Consider the following 17571-nt stretch of genomic DNA (forward strand, 5'->3'; position numbering starts at 1 on the left):
GATCTATTTTTATGATGACCGTATAATTTACCATACAAAGAAAATTATAACATTATAAAAATACATCATCATGAATTATACAGCAGAAATTCAAGGCATGTGTCCATTGGCTCAAATGGGGGGTAATGCACATAGAAATGCACCAATTCCAGTCGAAGGTAGAATGGTTCACGCAAAAGACGTTTACGATATTTCTGGTTTATCTCATGGTGTTGGAACTTGTGCTCCTCAGCAAGGGGCATCTAAGTTAACTATAAATGTTAAAAATGGAATTATAGAAGAAGCATTAATTGAAACAGTAGGATGTTCAGGAATGACGCATTCAGCTGCGATGGCATCAGAAATTTTGCCAGGAAAAACAATTATGGAAGCTTTAAATACTGACCTTGTTTGTGATGCTATTAATGTAGCAATGAAAGAAATTTTCTCGCAATTTGTTTATGGTAGAACACAATCTGCATTTTCAGAAGATGGATTACCAATAGGAGCGGGTCTTGAAGATTTAGGTAAAGGATTAAGAAGCCAAGTTGGTACTACTTATGGTACTAGAGCTAAAGGTGTAAGATATTTAGAAGTAGCTGAGGGTTATGTTACAAGATTAGCTATTGATGAAAATGATGAAGTGATCGGGTATGAATTTGTTCACTTAGGTAAAATGATGGAAATGGTCCAAAAAGGATTAGATGCTAATGAAGCTATGGAAAAAGCGAAAGGCAATTATGGACGTTTTGATGAGGCAGAAAGGTACATCGATCCACGTCACCAATAAAAATTCCATTATCAAAAATATTTTACCACATTAAAAAAATTACAATCATGGCTTTATTTGAAGGATACGAAAGAAGAATAGACAAAATTGAAGAAGTTCTTAAAGAATATAATTTTGAGTCTTTAGAAGCAGCAAGAAAATATGTTGAAGAGCATGGTGTTGATGTTTACAATATTGTTACTGAAACTCAACCTATTGCTTTTGAAAATGCAAAATGGGCTTATATATTGGGTGCTGCAATAGCAATTAGAAAGGGCTTAACTAAAGCTACTGATATTGCGGCTGTTTTAGGTGAAGGTATTCAAGCTTTTTGTATACCAGGGTCTGTTGCAGACCAAAGAAAAGTAGGAATTGGACATGGTAATCTTGCAGCAAGATTATTACATGAAGAAACAAACTGTTTTGCATTCTTAGCAGGACATGAATCTTTTGCTGCTGCAGAAGGAGCAATTAAAATTGCATTATCTGCAAATAAAGTAAGAACAAACCCTCTAAGAGTTATTTTAAATGGTTTAGGAAAAGATGCAGCTTATTTAATCTCAAGAATTAATGGTTTTACGTATGTGAAAACTCAATATGATTACCAAACAGGAGATTTAAATATTGTAGAAGAACGTCGTTTTTCTAAAGGACCAAGAGGAACAGTTAAATGTTATGGTGCAGATGATGTACGTGAAGGTGTATCAATTATGCATTTAGAAGATGTTGATGTTTCTATTACTGGTAATTCAACAAACCCTACTCGTTTTCAACATCCTGTAGCTGGTACATATAAAAAAGAGAGATTAGAAGAGGGTAAAAAGTACTTCTCTGTAGCATCTGGCGGAGGTACAGGGCGTACTCTTCACCCAGACAATGTTGGAGCAGGACCTGCTTCTTACGGAATGACAGATACAATGGGTAGAATGCACTCGGATGCACAATTTGCTGGTTCATCTTCTGTTCCTGCACACGTAGAAATGATGGGACTTATTGGTATGGGTAATAATCCAATGGTTGGAGCATCTGTTGCAGTAGCTGTAGCTTTACAAGAAGCCTTATCAGCTGAATTAGTTTAGTTGATTATCATATAGTTTAACAAAAAAGCCACTTTTAACATTGAGTTAAGAGTGGCTTTTTAATTTTATAATGTTCTATAGAAAGCGAATATTTCTTCTAAATCACTTTTATTTTTTGTTTTGAGTTTGTTTGATTTCGCAAACTTATGTACTTCAGATTTTTTATCACCAAAAATAGAATAGAACTCTTTTTCTTTAGTAGATATCTCTTTTAATTTCCCATCAGAAAGAAGGAATAATTGAGGTTTTTTCCATGCGAATTCATCTTTTGCTTCAGAGTAAGAGTTACTAGCGCTGTCATCTTTTTTATTGAACTTTTTCTTTCTTACTTTATAAAGGTGAAACTTATCGTCTGTGAATATTACCTCAGCATATTGTTTTTTATTTTCAATTTTTATTTGTTCAAAAAGTAACTCACCTTCTTCATCACTTTTCCAACCAAAAGAACGTACTTCTTTTTTGTTAACAACTATTATATTTTTTTCGTCTTTCATAGACCAAAGTTCATCAGAATAGGCATTAAACTTAATGAGTACATTCTGAAAACTACTTCCATCAATTAAAGTGACATGTCCCACTTCCCATTCGTTTGTATAAAATGGTGTTCCTTTAAATGTTTGAGCTTTTTTACCATACAAAAGGTCAACATTTTGTTGATTAGGGTCTACTAATTCGTATAAATTTGTATTTGTTGTAATTTGAGCTGTTGCTATTTTAGGTGCTGTAAGAAGAACAGCAAACGTTAAAATATAAAGAGATTTCATTAGTTATATGTTTTAATTATTGGGATAATAATAGCTCAATTTAAAAAATTATTCTTCATTTCTTAACTCTTCCATTTCTGAAATTAATTCTTCTAATTTTTTAAATTGAGATTTATAAACTAAATCCATATCTATTTTATATAGTTTTTTAGCTGATAAAGAGATAATTATAGCACCAATACCTACAAATAGCATCCCTTTTATTGGTAAACCCATAAATAATTCAGAGGCATCAAAATTAGCTATAACTTCTTGTTTAAAAATAGTTTCCCAAACAATAATTGTAGATAGAATGAATATCAGAGGGTACATAAATCTATAAATATTGGTGTAGCCTTTAATAGTGTTTTTTAGCCATTCATCAAACTGCTTAATATATAGAAAGCTAGATGTTGTTTTCTCAAGTGATTTTAGATCATCAATCTTTTTTTTACCATAAAATACAGCAAACCATAGTTGTAAATTAATGAGTAAACATAGTAGTGTTACATTTCCAACAATACCTATAATTATAGGCACGATTGTGAAGATTAGAATTGCCCATAAATTGATTTTGAAGTCACGAATGAATTTATCAACAAAATTAATTGACTTTTTTTCGTAAAGAGCATTTATTTTGGGGGCAACTAATGCCTCTTGATTTATAAAACCATTTTTCCATATTGATTCAATTGACTTTTCCATCTAATAATTTTTTTAAGCGTTGTTTAATTCTTTTTATGCGTACTCCGATATTATTAGTAGTAGCGTTAAATGTTTCAGCAATTTCTTTGTAAGACTTCTCTTCCAAGTAAAGTAAAATAACAGCTCTATCTATTTCTGATAGTTTTCTAATAGCATCATAAAGTAACTCTAGGTCTTCATCTACAAATGCTTTACTGTCTTCTTGCATTTCAACAGGGAGATAATCACTGGCGAAATTTTGGCTGTTATTTTTCTTTTTTTTGAGTAAAGTCAGATTTACATTCAAGGCTATTCTATACACCCAAGTAGACCAATCAGCTTCTTGATTAAAGTTATTTTTACTTTTCCATATTTGTAAGCATACCTCTTGAAAGTAATCCTCAAAATCTTCTTGAGTATTTGTATATGCTCGGCATATTTTAATAATTATCCCACTATGTGGTTGAATAAATGTAGTATAGAAATCACTGCTCACGATACGTTTTTAATTTTATTAGTGGCTTCACTTATCAATTTATTACACATCAATTAATTTTTTTTTTCATTTTTCTGAAAAGACAAGTTAAGGATTGGACTACACAACTCTCTATTTTTGTCTATATTCATCTTATTAAATTAAGAACAATATTTTTTTATCTATGTCAGCAACTACAGTAGCGTTAGTAATACTTTTGTACTTCGGTTTTTTAATGCTTATCTCTAAATTAACTTCTGTCTCAGGAGAAGGGCAATCGGAATCATTTTTCATCGCAAATAGATCATCAAAATGGTATTTGGTAGCTTATGGAATGGTAGGGGCAACGTTATCTGGAGTTACTTTTATATCTGTTCCAGGAACAGTAGCAACTTCTGGGTGGAGTTATCTACAATTTATGATGGGTAATATGGTGGGATACGTTGTAATTGCTTATGTATTGATTCCTTTGTTTTATAGTCAAAAGTTAATTTCAATTTATGAATACTTAAAAGATAGGTTTGGGGTAAAGAGCTATAAAACGGGTTCTTTCTTTTTTATGTTGTCACAAACAATAGGAGCTTCTTTTAGATTGTATTTAGCCGCGTTAGTTTTGCAATTGGCATTTTTTGATGCATACAATATACCGTTTTGGGTTGCTGTATTGGTTACCATATTTTTAATTTGGCTTTACACTTTTAAAGGTGGTATAAAAACAATTGTATGGACAGATACTTTACAAACTACTTTTCTTTTGCTTGCTGCTATATGGACAATTTACACTATCTATAATTCATTAAACATGTCTGTAGATAGCATGTTTTCTACTGTTTACGAGAGTAAAATGTCGGATATCTTTGTATGGGATTGGAAAGCGGGTAACTTTTTTTGGAAACAATTCTTAGCTGGTATTTTTATAACCATTTCAATGAATGGTTTAGACCAAAATATTATGCAAAAGAATCTTACTTGCAAGAATGTAAGTGAGGCACAAAAGAATGTTTTGTGGTTTGCTTTAGCCTTTTTTATTGCAACAGTTGTTTTCTTATTTTTAGGAGTTTTACTTTACGAATTTGCAGCATACAATGCAATCTCTTTACCTACAAGATCAGATGAATTATATCCTATGTTAGCCTTACATCATTTTGGTTTATTTACTGCAATAGTATTTTTATTAGGAATTATAGCAGCAGCTTTTTCTAGTGCCGACTCTGCTTTAACCGCTTTAACAACTGCTTTTTGTATAGATTTCCTGAATTTAAATGAAGAGGAGGATACATCAATTAAAAATAAAAAAAGAAAATTGGTGCATGTAATGTTCTCTTTTATATTATTTCTTGTAATTGTTGGATTTAGGTTACTAAATGATGATAGTGTTGTTTCTTCTGTTTTTAAAGCGGCAGGGTATACTTACGGTCCATTACTGGGCTTATTTGTATTTGGAATTTTCACAAAGAAAAAGATAAACGACAATTATGTATTAATTGTTTGCCTTTTATCACCAGTATTATCTTACATCTTAAATATTTACTCTACTGAATTATTATTTGGGTATCAATTTGGATTTGAAATATTATTAGTAAATGCTGGGTTTACTATGTTGGGTTTAACATTGATATCAAAAAAATAATACTAAATTTTTGTGAGTAGTATAATTAATGTAGTTAATGTGCAGATTTGAGCTACTCGTCTAAAAATGTTGCTGAAATATACATAGCATTTGATATTTATAGTTCATACTAACAACACATTTTATGAAAACTTCAGAACGAATATTATCTCTTGATATTTTCAGAGGACTTACAGTAATACTAATGATTCTAGTTAATAATCCAGGGAGTTGGTCGTCTATTTATGCACCTTTTCAGCATGCATCTTGGCATGGTTGCACTCCAACCGATTTAGTTTTTCCATTCTTCTTATTTATTGTAGGTGTATCAATTAGCTTTTCTATGATGAACGTTAAAGACGATTCTGAAAAGCGACCTGCTGTGATGAAAAAAGCAATTTGGCGAGGCTTTAAATTGATTGGTATAGGTTTATTTTTAGGCTTATTTCCATTTTTTAATTTTAGTGAAATGCGAGTTCCTGGTGTGTTACAACGAATTGGGATTGTATTTATAATCACTTCGGGTTTATTTTTATACCTTCCAAAAGAAAAAATTCTATTAGTTTTTCTTTCGATACTATTTGGTTATTGGGCAGTAATGGCACTTGTTCCTGTACCAGGGTTGGAAGCTGTAGATCTTAATGATCCCAATGGAGTAATTTCAGCCTATATAGATAACTTAGTTTTAAATGGGCACATGTGGTCTGGTACTAAAACATGGGATCCTGAAGGTTTAGTTTCTACACTTCCTGCTATTTGTACTGCAATTTTAGGCTTGTTTTCTGGTATTTTAGTAAAAGAGAATACAGGAGTTAGAGTGGTTAAGAAACTTGTTCTTTACGGTACACTTGTCATGGTTTTAGGGTTAGCTTGGCACCCTCTTTTCCCTATAAATAAAAGTCTTTGGACTTCATCATATGTATTATTTACAGGTGGGTTAGGGGCAATATTTTTAGGGTTATCCTATTGGATATTTGATGTTAAAAAGATAGGTCGTGATAATGTTCTAATTGCAAAAGCTTTTGGCTTAAACCCGATGGCTGCTTATGTTTTAGCAGAAATGTTTGCAAGACTTTTAGGAGTAATCACAATTGGAGACGAAACAATTAAAGGTCATATTTTTACAGCAATTTTAAGTACAGGTTTACCAGCTGAGTCATGTTCTTTACTATATGCCATTAGCTATGTTCTTCTGTTATCAATTCCAATATTGATTTTATATAGAAAGAACATTGTTATTAAGGTATAATATAAATACACTTTCAAATTTAGGCACGCTATACTTCAGAGGTTTAACACTATCTGTTATAGCGTGTTTTTTTATGTATATCAAAAGCTGATTTTTTTAGCTAAAGCCCAATTATTTTAAGTTACCTTTGTTGTATTATCAACAGAAAAGCAAATGAGAAATACACAAATATTAATTCTACTAACAAGTGTGCTATTATTTTTTAATCAAGATGCCTTTGCCCAAGGAGATGATTTATCCTATGAAATAGATACATTATATAAAAGAAAATTTACAGGCTTTCCTTATCCTGCATATGCCCAAGAAACAAGTTGGGAATTTGGTGTTGTAAGCGTTTTTCAATTTAAACCAGGGAAAGCGAGTTTTGCTACTCGTCCATCAAATGCAACGTTTATAGGTTTCTATACATTAGAAAACCAGATGCGTTTAAAACTAGAGCATACCGTTTTTACTAATAATGAAGATTGGCTTTTAGAAGGGACTTGGGAGTATGCCAAATATCCAGAAAAATACTATGGTATTGGTAATGAAACCCCGTCATCTAATGAACAATTAATGGATTGGTCAAAGTTTGACTTTCGTCAGCAGTTATTGAGAAAAATTAAAGAAAATATGTTTGTTGGCCTTCAATATAGGTATGCAAATTTTTGGGATATTAGTGTGACTCCAAGGGAAGATGGTTCAGGCTCTTTAGAAGAAATACCTGGCTATGAAGGGGGTGTAAACTCTGGTTTAGGGTTAGTATATAAATGGGATACTAGAGACATTGTTTTGGTTCCTTCCTCAGGGCATTTTATAGAATTTAGAGCTGCTTTTTATCCCACATGGTTAGGGAGTGATTATAAATTTACAAGTATAAAATTAGATATGCGTAAATATTTTGACCTTGGTAGAGAGAAAGAAGCAAAAACAATATTAGCATTTCAAGGTATTATAAACCAGACTTATGGAGATGCACCATTTAGAGAAATATCATTAATGGGCGGTTTAAACATGATGAGAGGTGTCTATGAAGGTAGATATAGAGATAATCATATGATTGCAGCACAAGCAGAAATACGCCAACATTTATTTTGGAGGTTAGGGATGACAGCTTTTATTTCTACTGCAGAAGTAATGAATGAATGGAATGATTTTGATGTTCGAAAATTAAAGCTTGCAGGAGGTGCAGGCTTCCGTTTAACAATTAATAAAGAAGATCGAGCTACATTGAGAGCAGACTACGGAGTAGGTCCAGATGGTAGTTCAGGGTTATATCTTACATTTGGTGAAGCTTTTTAAATATTTATTAACTTACTTCGGGAAAATGTGTTAATTTTGTGGAAACTTTATTAACCACTTCCGTTCATGAACAAACGTTTCAAAACTCCATTAATAACCGGAGCAATACTACTCGTAATCTTTGTTTTATTACGCTACATAATACCTAGTTTAGGACTAGACTATTTCAATAAAAACAGTAAAGAATTAATTGGGAGGCAAAGTACAATAGAACTACTTGACCTAAATATTTTTACAGGAGAATTGTCAATTTCCAATTTCAGACTATTTGAAGCCGATGATACAACAAAGTTTATTGGTCTAGACTCACTTTATTTAGATATTGAGTTAACAGATTTAGTTAAAAGAGAGCTTCTACTTACAGAATTAAAATTAGTTCACCCTTATGGAAAAGTGATTCAGAATAACGACTCATTTAATTTTGATGATTTAATTGAGCGTTATGCAACATCTGATTCTATCGTTATTGAAGAACCAACTGTAACTGATGAAGAAGAGCCTTTTATTGGATATACAATCAGAAATATTTCTATTGATGACGGTTTTGTTGAATTTGAAGATTTGGCAAAAAACGAAACATTCAATCTTAAAGGAGTAGGTATTGGTATTCCAGAAATTACATGGTCAAACGATCAAACATTGGTTGATTTTGGTTTTGATTTGGACAACGGAGGTTCTTTTGCTTTTAAAGCAGATTATAATATCAAGACCAATGAGTATGAACTCGATTTTGATTTACAGCAATTAAGAATTAATAAGTTAACTAATTATCTAAACGATTATTTAGAACTTAAATCAATCGATGGGTACGCGAATGCTACCTTAAATATTGTAGGAGATGCAGATCATGTTACTGATGTTTTGGTAAAAGGAGAGGCAAGTATTGATAGTTTAGTAATATTAGATACGCTTTCACAAAAAGTATTTGCTGTAGATAAAGCACTCTCTGTATTTAAATCAATTGATGTTGCTAGTAATGAGTTTAAGTTTGAGTTGTTAAAAATGGAGCACCCATATATGCGCTTCGATTTACACGAAAACACAAATAACCTCTTTCAGTTTTTTAAATTAGACGAGGAAACACAAGAGGTAGAAGTAGAAGAAAATGGAACTGTTGCAGATGACCTTCCTGAATTGAAATATCATATTGATTCGATTGCAATTATTGGTGGTGAGATGCTTTATAGAGATCAGCGAATTCCTAGAAAAGAATACAAATATGTCGTTTCTGATGTGAATGTTTATAATGGTGTTATAGGTTCAGAAGAGAAGGTTTGGGCATTTCATTCTACAGGTACTTTAAATAAAAGAGGGAAGTTAAAAGCTGATTTAAGTATAGAACCTAACAACTTCTATAATGTAACGGTTGATTATGTAATTGAGAATTTTCAAATTCAAGATTTTAGTTTCTTCTCAAATATCTATACTGGCTACCCAATATTTAAAGGAGCAATGACGTATTACGGCCATACAGATATTAAAGAAAATAAATTAGTAAGTGAGAATAAAATAAAAATCGAAGACTTTGAATTAGGACGCAAAGCAGATGGATCTTATGCTTACGGTTTACCTTTAAGGTTTGCAGTTTTCTTATTAAAAGATAAAAACGGAGATATAATTTTAGATGTTCCCGTTAAAGGTTCGTTAGATGACCCTAAGTTTAGAGTAGGTAGAATTGTTTGGCAGGTAATTAAAAACGTATGTAATAAAGTAATTGCAGCTCCTTTTAAAGCATTGGCAGGTATTTTTAAAGTTGATGAAGATGACTTAAAAGATATAAAGTTTAAACATTATACAGATACTTTACTGACAGCTAAGCATATAAAACAACTTAAGACAATAAAGAAGGTACATGATAAAAAGCCTGAACTTCAAGTGAAACTTGTTCAATTTGTAGACCGCCATAACGAGAAAGAAAATTTAGTACAGCAATATGCAGAAGATCAATATTCTATAGCAACAAGTACGAGTTCTATTAAGCAAGTAGCTGCAGATCCTATTGATTTTAGGACATATCTTATGAATAACCTCTATGCAAGAATGGATTCTTCTTTGGTAACAGTTGATTCAACATCTAGTATAGAAGAAGTTTGTTGGTTATTTGTAGGAGAAGATAAGGCAGATTCTTTAGAAACAAGGATACTAGCCACACGTCAAAGAATTTTAGTTGATTACATAGCAGATGAATTACCTGAGATTAAAGACGCTGTAAGTATAAAGACAGCAAAAGAAACAGAAGGGAGCAATGTTGGGAGTCTTCCTTTATTTGATCTTGAATATTCTATTGAGGATATGTAAAAAATATAAAGTTTTTAAAAAAGGCAACTTTTCAGATCGGAAAGTTGCCTTTTTTAATAATCTAAGAAAAATGTGTGGTATTCTAATTTTATTAAAAATCAACCTCGAATCTCACATTGTAAGAAATTTACAATAGTTGTAAATGAGGTTTATTGTTGATGGGGAATATTAATTAATTTTTACTATTTCATTACAATAAAAGACGGGCAATTAAAAAGTAGAAAATTCTACTTTGAGTAGATGTATATAGCCGTTATTAGTTAAAATGGTAAAAGCGCAAGTTTTTAGCTAATTTTTTTTGAAGAAATTTAATGCTAGTAATACAAATTATCTTTTAATCTCAATATTTACGTTGTTTGTCGAAATATTAGAAAAGTGCAATTTTAAACTATCAACTACATGTGTTCACATAGCGCCTATTTTTCATTCAGTCAAGTAAATTAGTAGAAATTTTTTTTATTTTTTTTTTGATAAATCATCCTTTCAATTCCTTGCAAAACTGCCAAAAACACTATTTATTTGTTAGAACGATGGTGCCAGACATAAGATTTAAATTTTATGTAAGGTGAAAAGGGAATTAGGTGAAAATCCTATGCTGATCCCGCAGCTGTAAAGCACGAGAACTTGTTTAAACTATATCCACTATACTTAGATGATTATGGGAAGGATAGGCAAGTAGTGCTGAGCCAGAAGACCTGCCATCGTGTGCTGAATATTTTCTTCGGGAAAAATAAGAAAAGCCAAAACAAATCGTCTGAATAACAATTATACATATTAGTATTGTCTACAGACCTTTGCGTTGTGAACAACAGCAAGATTTTTATTGTGTGAGGTGAACTATCACCTGTGTTGTAATAAATGAAAAACTTTAATTTTTATGAGTTTATTAGATAAACGAGTTGCTTACAAACCTTTTGAATACCCAAAAGCACAAGAATTTATAGATGCAATCCATCAAACTTTCTGGATACATTCAGAAGTAAATTTTGATGCGGATATTCAACAATTCAAAACAAATCTTTCAGATCATGAAAGAGAAGTTATTGGAAATATTTTAAAAACATTTGCTCAAACTGAAACAAATGTTCAAGATGATTTTTGGGGTGTTGTAGGGCAATATATACCTAAGCCAGAAATTGCAGCAATGGCAATTACTTTTGCTGAAAATGAAGCAAGACATGCTTCGGCATATGCTCGTTTAAATGAACTTCTAGATCTTGATAATTTCGAGGAATTCCTTGAGGATGAGACAGCAATGGAACGTTTAGAAATGCTTTCTAAAGTAACTGTTGATGAAACAGGGAAACCATCGCCAACAGACTTATTACAAAGTATTGCTATATTTTCTTGTTTTACTGAGAATGTAAACCTTTTCTCTCAGTTTGCAATATTACTATCCTTTAAAAAGTTCAAAAACGAACTAAAAGGAATTGGTAATATAATTAAGTGGAGTGCAAAAGATGAAAATTCACATGCCCGTGCAGGAATGTGGTTGTACAATACTTTAATTTCTGAATATTCAGAATTGAATACACCAGAATTACAAGAACGTATTTACGAAGCAGCAAAAATATCACACGATGTTGAAGTGCGTTTATTAAATGGAATTTTTGAGAAAGGAGAGATGCCTTTCTTACCAGTAAATCAATTGATCCATTTTATGCGTGATAGACTTAATAAAAGTCTTACTGAAATAGGATTAAAAGCAATTTTTGAAGTAGATCAAGAAGTACTTAAAGAAATGCAATGGTTTGACGAAGAAGTATTCGGACATGCTCATGACGACTTCTTTGCAGTACGACCTACAGAATATACTAAAAAGTCTCAATCTGTAACAGCAGACGACTTATTTTAATAAAAATTCTCTATATATCCTCTTATCATTTTTATTTCCTTTAGTTTAAATGGTAAGAGGGACTTACACCAAATATATCACCACCTCAGTTCCACAACTTATGTCAGAAATTAACACTGCACCGGAAGTTTCACAATTAGATCCTCACCCAAAATGGATGACAAGCGAAGGCTTGCAAACACTAAAAAATGGTTATTTATTAGAAGGTGAAACAGTACGAGATGCTGTTACACGTATTTCTAAATCTGCTGCTGCTAAATTAAAACGTCCTGATTTCGAGAAGAGATTCTTTGATGCTATATGGAATAATTATTTATGTCCAGCTTCACCTGTATGGTCTAATATGGGTACAGAAAGAGGATTGCCAATTAGTTGTTTTGGTAGTTATGTACCAGATAGTATTGCAGGTATTGGTTCTACACTAGCCGAGGTAATGATGATGTCTAAAATTGGAGGAGGTACTTCAATTAACGTTTCAGATGTTCGTCCACGTGGTGCTGAAATTACAAATAACGGAACAAGTAATGGTGTATATCCTTTCTTAGAGATGTTTGATTCTGTAATTAATGGAACAAACCAAGGGAATACACGTAGAGGTATGCTTGCCGCTTATTTAGATGTTGAACATGCTGATATTGATGAGTTTTTGACAATTAAGGATGTCGGGAAATCAATCCAAAATATTTTTATGGGCGTTTCTGTTTCTGATAACTTTATCCAAAAAGTTAAAGAAGGTGATAGAAGAAGCCGTGAGGTTTGGGCAAAAGTTTTAAAGTCTCGTATAGAGAAGGGTATACCTTACATTCTTTATAAAGACAATGCAAACAACCAACGCCCAAGATGGTATAAAGATCAGAATATGGAGATTAAAGCTTCAAATTTATGTTCTGAAATTATGCTTCCATCGAGTGAAGATGAATCATTTGTTTGTTGTTTATCTTCTTTAAATTTAGTGCGTTACGACGAGTGGAAAGATACTGATTTAGTAGAAACAGCAACTTTCTTTTTGGATGCCGTAATGGAAGAATTCATTGAGAAAGCAACAGGAATTGAGCATATGGAAAGAGCAGTTAATTTTGCTAAAAACCATAGAGCTTTAGGTCTTGGTGTTTTAGGCTGGCACAGTTTCTTACAAAAGAAAAAGATTCCATTTGTTGGTATTGCAGCAGATTCTTGGACTAGAATTATATTCAAGCAAATTAAAGAACAATCTATTAGAGCATCTGAGAAATTAGCAGTAGCTTATGGCGAACCTAAAGTAATGATGGATACTGGTAGAAGAAATACTACATTACTAACTGTTGCTCCAACAACTTCTAATGCTTTAATAGCTGGAGGATACAGTACAGGTATTGAGCCAATTGCTAGTAACTACTATGTAATGGATTCAGCAAAAGGAGCATTTACACGTAAAAACAAGCAATTAGAAGAATTACTTGATGAGAAAGGATTGAATACATCCGATGTTTGGAAACAAATTCTAGCAGATGGAGGTTCGGTACAAAATATTGGAGGTTTAACTGAGGAAGAGAAAGAATTGTTCTTAACGTTTAAAGAAATTAATCAAATGCAGATTGTACGTCAGGCTGCATTAAGACAAACATTCTTAGACCAATCTCAGAGTTTAAATCTTAATTTCCCACCAACAACATCTGTAAAAGATATAAATTCAGTAATGTTAGAAGCTCACGCTTTAGGAGTGAAAACATTATATTACCAAAGAAGTGAAAGTATACTGAGAACACAAATGAATGTGACTCAAGATACATGTGTTTCTTGTGAAGGTTAGAGATAACTAAGAAATACCTTCTAAAAGAATAAAGCTGTTAGGCAATGAAGTTAATTCATGCTTAACAGCTTTTTTTATTTGATTTTTATCGCTGATCAAATAAATGTTCTATCGCTTACACTTTGATAATTAAGGGGAGATTTAAATTTCTTGACAAGACCCTCCGGATGCTAAAATAGCAAGAGGAGGGCTTGTCTATAAGTATGGCGGGAGAGTGTCCCCGCGCTCATAAATGAGCCAAATTAATTATTTCAATGTCATTATAACATTGAATGGTTCTGTTAAGAACAAGAAGAGTCGGAGATATATTAAAAATATTCCTACTTTCATTGGTTAGAAAGTGTTTTCAATTATAACTAATATGCTACTTATAATAAGATCCTAAATGGAGTTGTGTTGGGGAAGGTCAGAGAGACCTTATTAATCCCTCTGACTTTATTGTAAAGTGATAGACAAACACTTTACGGTTATACCCGCCATATATCTTAATTGAAGTATTTAATGTTTTTCTTTCATTAATTACTGTTTTTTCATTTTCATACTATAGAATACACCTCATAAATTGAGAGCTAGGTGTTTTTGTTAAATAATTCGTATTGCCCTAATTATATCTTATATGATAAGATAAGGCTTGTTTTTTCATTTTTACTGTACTGCAATTGTACAAATGAAAAATTAATTTTACAAATATTAATCAAAAGCTAAAAATGTGTGAAATTGTACTATTTTAATGTAAATAAGTAGATTGTGATTCAAGCTATTTCAATCGGTTACGGAGTAATTTAAACCTGTTTTTCGATAGATTTTTTTATTGCAATCGGTTGCAAATACATCGAGAATAAACTTGTAAATGTTCCTTTTACGCTTTAATATTGTACAATTCTATTTTTTAATGAAATGAAAAAAAATCACTTTTTTTTCGAAACCTAATTTAATCAATCCAAAACTAACAATTATGACAATTTTCAAGTGGTCAATTCTATTGATTATTCCTTTTTTATTCATCAATTGTACAAAGCAAAAGGAGCTCTCTTTACGTGTACTTCAGTTTAATATTTGGCAAGAAGGTACAATTGTTCCTAATGGATACTCTGCAATTTTAGACGAAGTTATTAATGCAAAGGCAGATCTTATAGCACTAAGTGAAGTAAGAAACTATAAACAAAAGTCTTTAGCAAAACGTCTAGTAAGAGACCTAAAAGAAAGAGGGTTTACATTTTATTCTGATAGTAGTCAGGATTCTGGGATCTTATCAAAATATCCAATTGTAAAACAAGAAGCTTTTTATCCAGTAATTGATGATAGAGGCTCTGTAACTAAGGCTGTTATTAAAATAGGGGATAAAGAAGTAGCCTTTTATTCTGCACATTTAGATTATAGAAATTGTGCTATATATTTACCAAGAGGATACGATGGAAGTACCTGGAAGCCTTTAGACGCGCCGATCACAGATATTAATTTGTTACTAGCCGATAACTTAAAATCTAAACGTATTGAAGCTATTAAAAATGTGATAGCAGATGCTAAGCTAGAGGAAGAGCTAGGGAGGATTGTACTACTAGCAGGAGATTTTAACGAGGCATCTCACAGAGACTGGATAAAAGAGAATAAAGATTTATATGAACACAACGGGGTAGTTATTCCTTGGACATCAACAACAATGTTAGAAGAAGATAACTTTATTGATGCTTATCGTGAAATATATCCAAACCCAATAACACATCCTGGGTTTACTTTTCCATGTTATAATGTCGATCTACCAGTTGAAAGGGTAGTATGGGCACCAAAATCAGATGAAAGAGATAGAATTGATTTTATTTTTTACAAGCCCAATTCATCAATTTCTCTAAAAGACATTTTTATAATAGGACCTAAACAGTCTGTAGCATACAGTAAGGTAATTGACGAAACCTCTGAAGATGTATTTCAAACACCATTAGGAGTATGGCCAACAGATCATAAAGCTGTTTTAGGTGAGTTTATTTTAAAGTTATAAACCTAAAAAGCCTACCTCAAATAAAGAGGTAGGCTTAAGTTAGTAAGAGGGTTTAGCTAATAGCTGATGTCAAAAACGAATGAAATATAATCTGTATTTATTAAAACAATTTAGTAACCTATATTCTGATTTAAGTTAGGGTTTGCAGCAACCTGAGTAGGGGGAATAGGAAATAGTAACCTATGCGTTCCATCACTTGCTTTCCCTTTACTTGGTAACCAGAAAGTATATTCATTACCATCTGCATCTGTTCTCAATTCAAATGCATCGGCATCATTTTCCATTTGTTTGTTTTGCCAAACTTCAAGATATTTTCCATGTCTGATAAGGTCTTGTCTACGTACACCTTCCCAACATAATTCCCATCCACGTTCAAGTAAAATAAAATCAACAGAAGAGCTTACTTTACCATCACTTAATAATTGATTATAGTGATCTGAAGCATTTGCAATAGGAGAAGAGCTATCAAAACGGTTACCTTCCGTTCTTAATTTATTTACCATTGCTAAAGCACCAGCATGGTCTCCTTTTCTACCAAGAGCTTCTGCATGCATTAGTAAAACATCTGCGTAACGAATTAACGGGAAGTCATTTCCAGACCATCCACCCCAAGTAACACCAATTGAACCTAAGTCTGGCTCCCATTTCATTAAACGTACACCTTGTGTTTTATTGGCATCAAAGAGTGGTAATTCTTGCTCATGCTGAATTATTTCACCAGCTTCTGTCTCGAATTCTGTATAAAATTGATCACGTCTATTATCTTGTGCATCAAAAGATTCATAACGATCAGTCATCATAGAGAAGCCATTCCATTTTGAAGGAACTCCCCATTCAACACCTTTTACTTTATGTGTTAGATAATGAACACCCCAGCTGTTACCGTGGTTTCCAAGAGGATCATCAGCAGTATAAGTAATAGAGAAAATATAATCGGTATTACTTTCCTCATTACCTAACTTGAAAGTTTCTAAGTAATCAGAATAGACAGCATAACCCATTCCTTCTACTTTCTGACTATATTCAATTACTTTATTTAGTTGTGCTTCTGAGGGATCAACTACCTTGGTGCCATCTTGTAAATAAACACCAGCGTTTAAGTAAATCTTAGCAAGAAGTGCATAAGCAGCACCCTGGCCAATACGTCCATAACTTGGAGAATCAGAAAGGCCATCTTTAATTTCTTCTAGCTCATCAATAATAAATTGTGTTACTTCTGGGCGAGTACTTGCAGGAGTATCTCCATTATGCTTAGTAGTAAGTACCAAAGGCACATTACCAAACATATCCATTAATGAAAAATAGTAGAAAGCTCTTAAAAAACGAACCTCGTTTGTAGTCTGAGCAATTTCTTCTGTTTGTTCAAAACCAGTCAATGACTCAATCAAACCATTCGCTCTTGCTATCCCCGTGTAAGGAGTATTCCATAACCCAGGTAAGTGAGGGTGGTTCTCGTTCCAAGTATGTGCATTTAATTGCAACCATTTTCCTCCATCATACCAGTCTCCACCTCTAGTAGGTACTAAAGTTTCGTCAGAACATACTTGAGAAAATCCCCAATAATTTTCATGGTGATAAAATCCTCTTAGTGATGCATAAACAGGAGCTACCGCAGAAGGTAAATTTTCTGGATCTTGAAAGTATTCGTCTGTTACAGAACTGTACAGTTTCTCGTCTAAATTTGTACATGATGTAGATGAAAATAAAGCACCTACAGCCAATGCAGTCATTAATTTATTTCTTAGCATTTTTATTTCTTTTTGGA

13 protein-coding genes and 1 riboswitch are annotated in these 17571 nt (G+C 32.4%); of the genes, 9 read left to right on the forward strand and 4 right to left on the reverse strand.

From position 1 onward, the window contains the following. Positions 1 to 70: 70 nt before the first annotated feature. Together KM029_RS01745 and KM029_RS01750 are read left to right on the forward strand one after the other, a co-directional pair. Positions 71 to 769, forward strand: coding sequence for an iron-sulfur cluster assembly scaffold protein (locus tag KM029_RS01745; RefSeq protein ID WP_144075070.1), 699 nt, complete (start codon positions 71 to 73; stop codon positions 767 to 769). A gap of 47 nt (positions 770 to 816) precedes the next feature. Beyond that, positions 817 to 1827, forward strand: coding sequence for a GGGtGRT protein (locus KM029_RS01750; protein WP_144075071.1), 1011 nt, complete (start codon positions 817 to 819; stop codon positions 1825 to 1827). Positions 1828 to 1892: 65 nt separating this feature from the next. Here the strand turns inward: KM029_RS01750 and KM029_RS01755 are convergent, their stop codons facing one another. From KM029_RS01755 to KM029_RS01765, 3 genes are read right to left on the reverse strand one after another with little or no spacing between them, the layout of a single operon-like run. Further along, entirely contained in the window at positions 1893 to 2591 is a 699-nt protein-coding gene (locus tag KM029_RS01755) for a hypothetical protein (protein ID WP_144075072.1), read from the reverse strand. A 48-nt stretch (positions 2592 to 2639) separates the two neighbouring features. Continuing rightward, positions 2640 to 3275 carry a hypothetical protein gene (locus tag KM029_RS01760; protein WP_144075073.1) on the reverse strand — a complete coding sequence of 212 codons (636 nt, stop codon included), beginning with the start codon at positions 3273 to 3275 and terminating at the stop codon, positions 2640 to 2642. Further along, positions 3259 to 3750: an RNA polymerase sigma factor gene (locus KM029_RS01765; protein WP_144075074.1), complete on the reverse strand. Its 492-nt coding sequence runs from the start codon at positions 3748 to 3750 to the stop codon at positions 3259 to 3261. Before KM029_RS01765 ends, KM029_RS01760 begins: the two co-directional genes overlap by 17 nt. Positions 3751 to 3913: 163 nt before the next feature. Here KM029_RS01765 and KM029_RS01770 point away from each other — a divergent pair, with 163 nt between their 5' ends. The 7 genes from KM029_RS01770 (at position 3914) to KM029_RS01800 (ending at position 15806) form a co-directional block, all read left to right on the forward strand. After that, positions 3914 to 5359, forward strand: a complete 1446-nt coding sequence (locus tag KM029_RS01770) for a sodium:solute symporter (protein WP_144075075.1) — start codon at positions 3914 to 3916, stop codon at positions 5357 to 5359. Positions 5360 to 5483: 124 nt separating this feature from the next. Beyond that, positions 5484 to 6587, forward strand: coding sequence for an acyltransferase family protein (locus KM029_RS01775; protein WP_144075076.1), 1104 nt, complete (start codon positions 5484 to 5486; stop codon positions 6585 to 6587). Positions 6588 to 6740: 153 nt separating this feature from the next. Continuing rightward, the gene (locus KM029_RS01780; RefSeq protein WP_144075077.1) at positions 6741 to 7868 is read left to right on the forward strand and encodes a BamA/TamA family outer membrane protein; all 1128 of its coding nucleotides are present in this window, start codon (positions 6741 to 6743) and stop codon (positions 7866 to 7868) included. A gap of 66 nt (positions 7869 to 7934) precedes the next feature. Further along, positions 7935 to 10166, forward strand: a complete 2232-nt coding sequence (locus KM029_RS01785) for a DUF748 domain-containing protein (RefSeq protein ID WP_144075078.1) — start codon at positions 7935 to 7937, stop codon at positions 10164 to 10166. A 514-nt stretch (positions 10167 to 10680) separates the two neighbouring features. Then, positions 10681 to 10883, forward strand: a riboswitch (cobalamin riboswitch). A gap of 160 nt (positions 10884 to 11043) precedes the next feature. Further along, positions 11044 to 12021, forward strand: a complete 978-nt coding sequence (locus tag KM029_RS01790) for a ribonucleotide-diphosphate reductase subunit beta (RefSeq protein WP_144075079.1) — start codon at positions 11044 to 11046, stop codon at positions 12019 to 12021. Positions 12022 to 12121: 100 nt separating this feature from the next. Next, a complete protein-coding gene (locus tag KM029_RS01795) occupies positions 12122 to 13810 on the forward strand; it encodes a ribonucleoside-diphosphate reductase subunit alpha (RefSeq protein WP_144075080.1) in 1689 nt (562 codons plus the stop codon). 955 nt (positions 13811 to 14765) lie between these two features. Further along, entirely contained in the window at positions 14766 to 15806 is a 1041-nt protein-coding gene (locus KM029_RS01800) for an endonuclease/exonuclease/phosphatase family protein (RefSeq protein ID WP_144075081.1), read from the forward strand. A 110-nt stretch (positions 15807 to 15916) separates the two neighbouring features. Here KM029_RS01800 and KM029_RS01805 read toward each other — a convergent pair whose 3' ends face one another. Further along, on the reverse strand, positions 15917 to 17554 hold the full coding sequence (locus KM029_RS01805; protein WP_144075082.1) for a RagB/SusD family nutrient uptake outer membrane protein: 1638 nt from the start codon (positions 17552 to 17554) through the stop codon (positions 15917 to 15919). Between the last annotated feature and the right edge of the window lie 17 nt (positions 17555 to 17571).

The sequence above is a fragment of the Flammeovirga kamogawensis genome (assembly GCF_018736065.1).
Lineage (GTDB): Bacteria > Bacteroidota > Bacteroidia > Cytophagales > Flammeovirgaceae > Flammeovirga > Flammeovirga kamogawensis.

What these genes read in the sequence shown, in the direction of transcription:
- KM029_RS01800 (WP_144075081.1), top strand. Translation starts at nt 14,766, where the DNA reads ATGACAATTTTCAAGTGGTCAATTCTATTGATTATTCCTTTTTTATTC.
- KM029_RS01750 (WP_144075071.1), top strand. Translation starts at nt 817, where the DNA reads ATGGCTTTATTTGAAGGATACGAAAGAAGAATAGACAAAATTGAAGAA.
- KM029_RS01745 (WP_144075070.1), top strand. Translation starts at nt 71, where the DNA reads ATGAATTATACAGCAGAAATTCAAGGCATGTGTCCATTGGCTCAAATG.
- KM029_RS01760 (WP_144075073.1), bottom strand. Translation starts at nt 3,275, where the DNA reads ATGGAAAAGTCAATTGAATCAATATGGAAAAATGGTTTTATAAATCAA.
- KM029_RS01755 (WP_144075072.1), bottom strand. Translation starts at nt 2,591, where the DNA reads ATGAAATCTCTTTATATTTTAACGTTTGCTGTTCTTCTTACAGCACCT.
- KM029_RS01785 (WP_144075078.1), top strand. Translation starts at nt 7,935, where the DNA reads ATGAACAAACGTTTCAAAACTCCATTAATAACCGGAGCAATACTACTC.
- KM029_RS01790 (WP_144075079.1), top strand. Translation starts at nt 11,044, where the DNA reads ATGAGTTTATTAGATAAACGAGTTGCTTACAAACCTTTTGAATACCCA.
- KM029_RS01805 (WP_144075082.1), bottom strand. Translation starts at nt 17,554, where the DNA reads ATGCTAAGAAATAAATTAATGACTGCATTGGCTGTAGGTGCTTTATTT.
- KM029_RS01780 (WP_144075077.1), top strand. Translation starts at nt 6,741, where the DNA reads ATGAGAAATACACAAATATTAATTCTACTAACAAGTGTGCTATTATTT.
- KM029_RS01770 (WP_144075075.1), top strand. Translation starts at nt 3,914, where the DNA reads ATGTCAGCAACTACAGTAGCGTTAGTAATACTTTTGTACTTCGGTTTT.
- KM029_RS01775 (WP_144075076.1), top strand. Translation starts at nt 5,484, where the DNA reads ATGAAAACTTCAGAACGAATATTATCTCTTGATATTTTCAGAGGACTT.
- KM029_RS01795 (WP_144075080.1), top strand. Translation starts at nt 12,122, where the DNA reads ATGTCAGAAATTAACACTGCACCGGAAGTTTCACAATTAGATCCTCAC.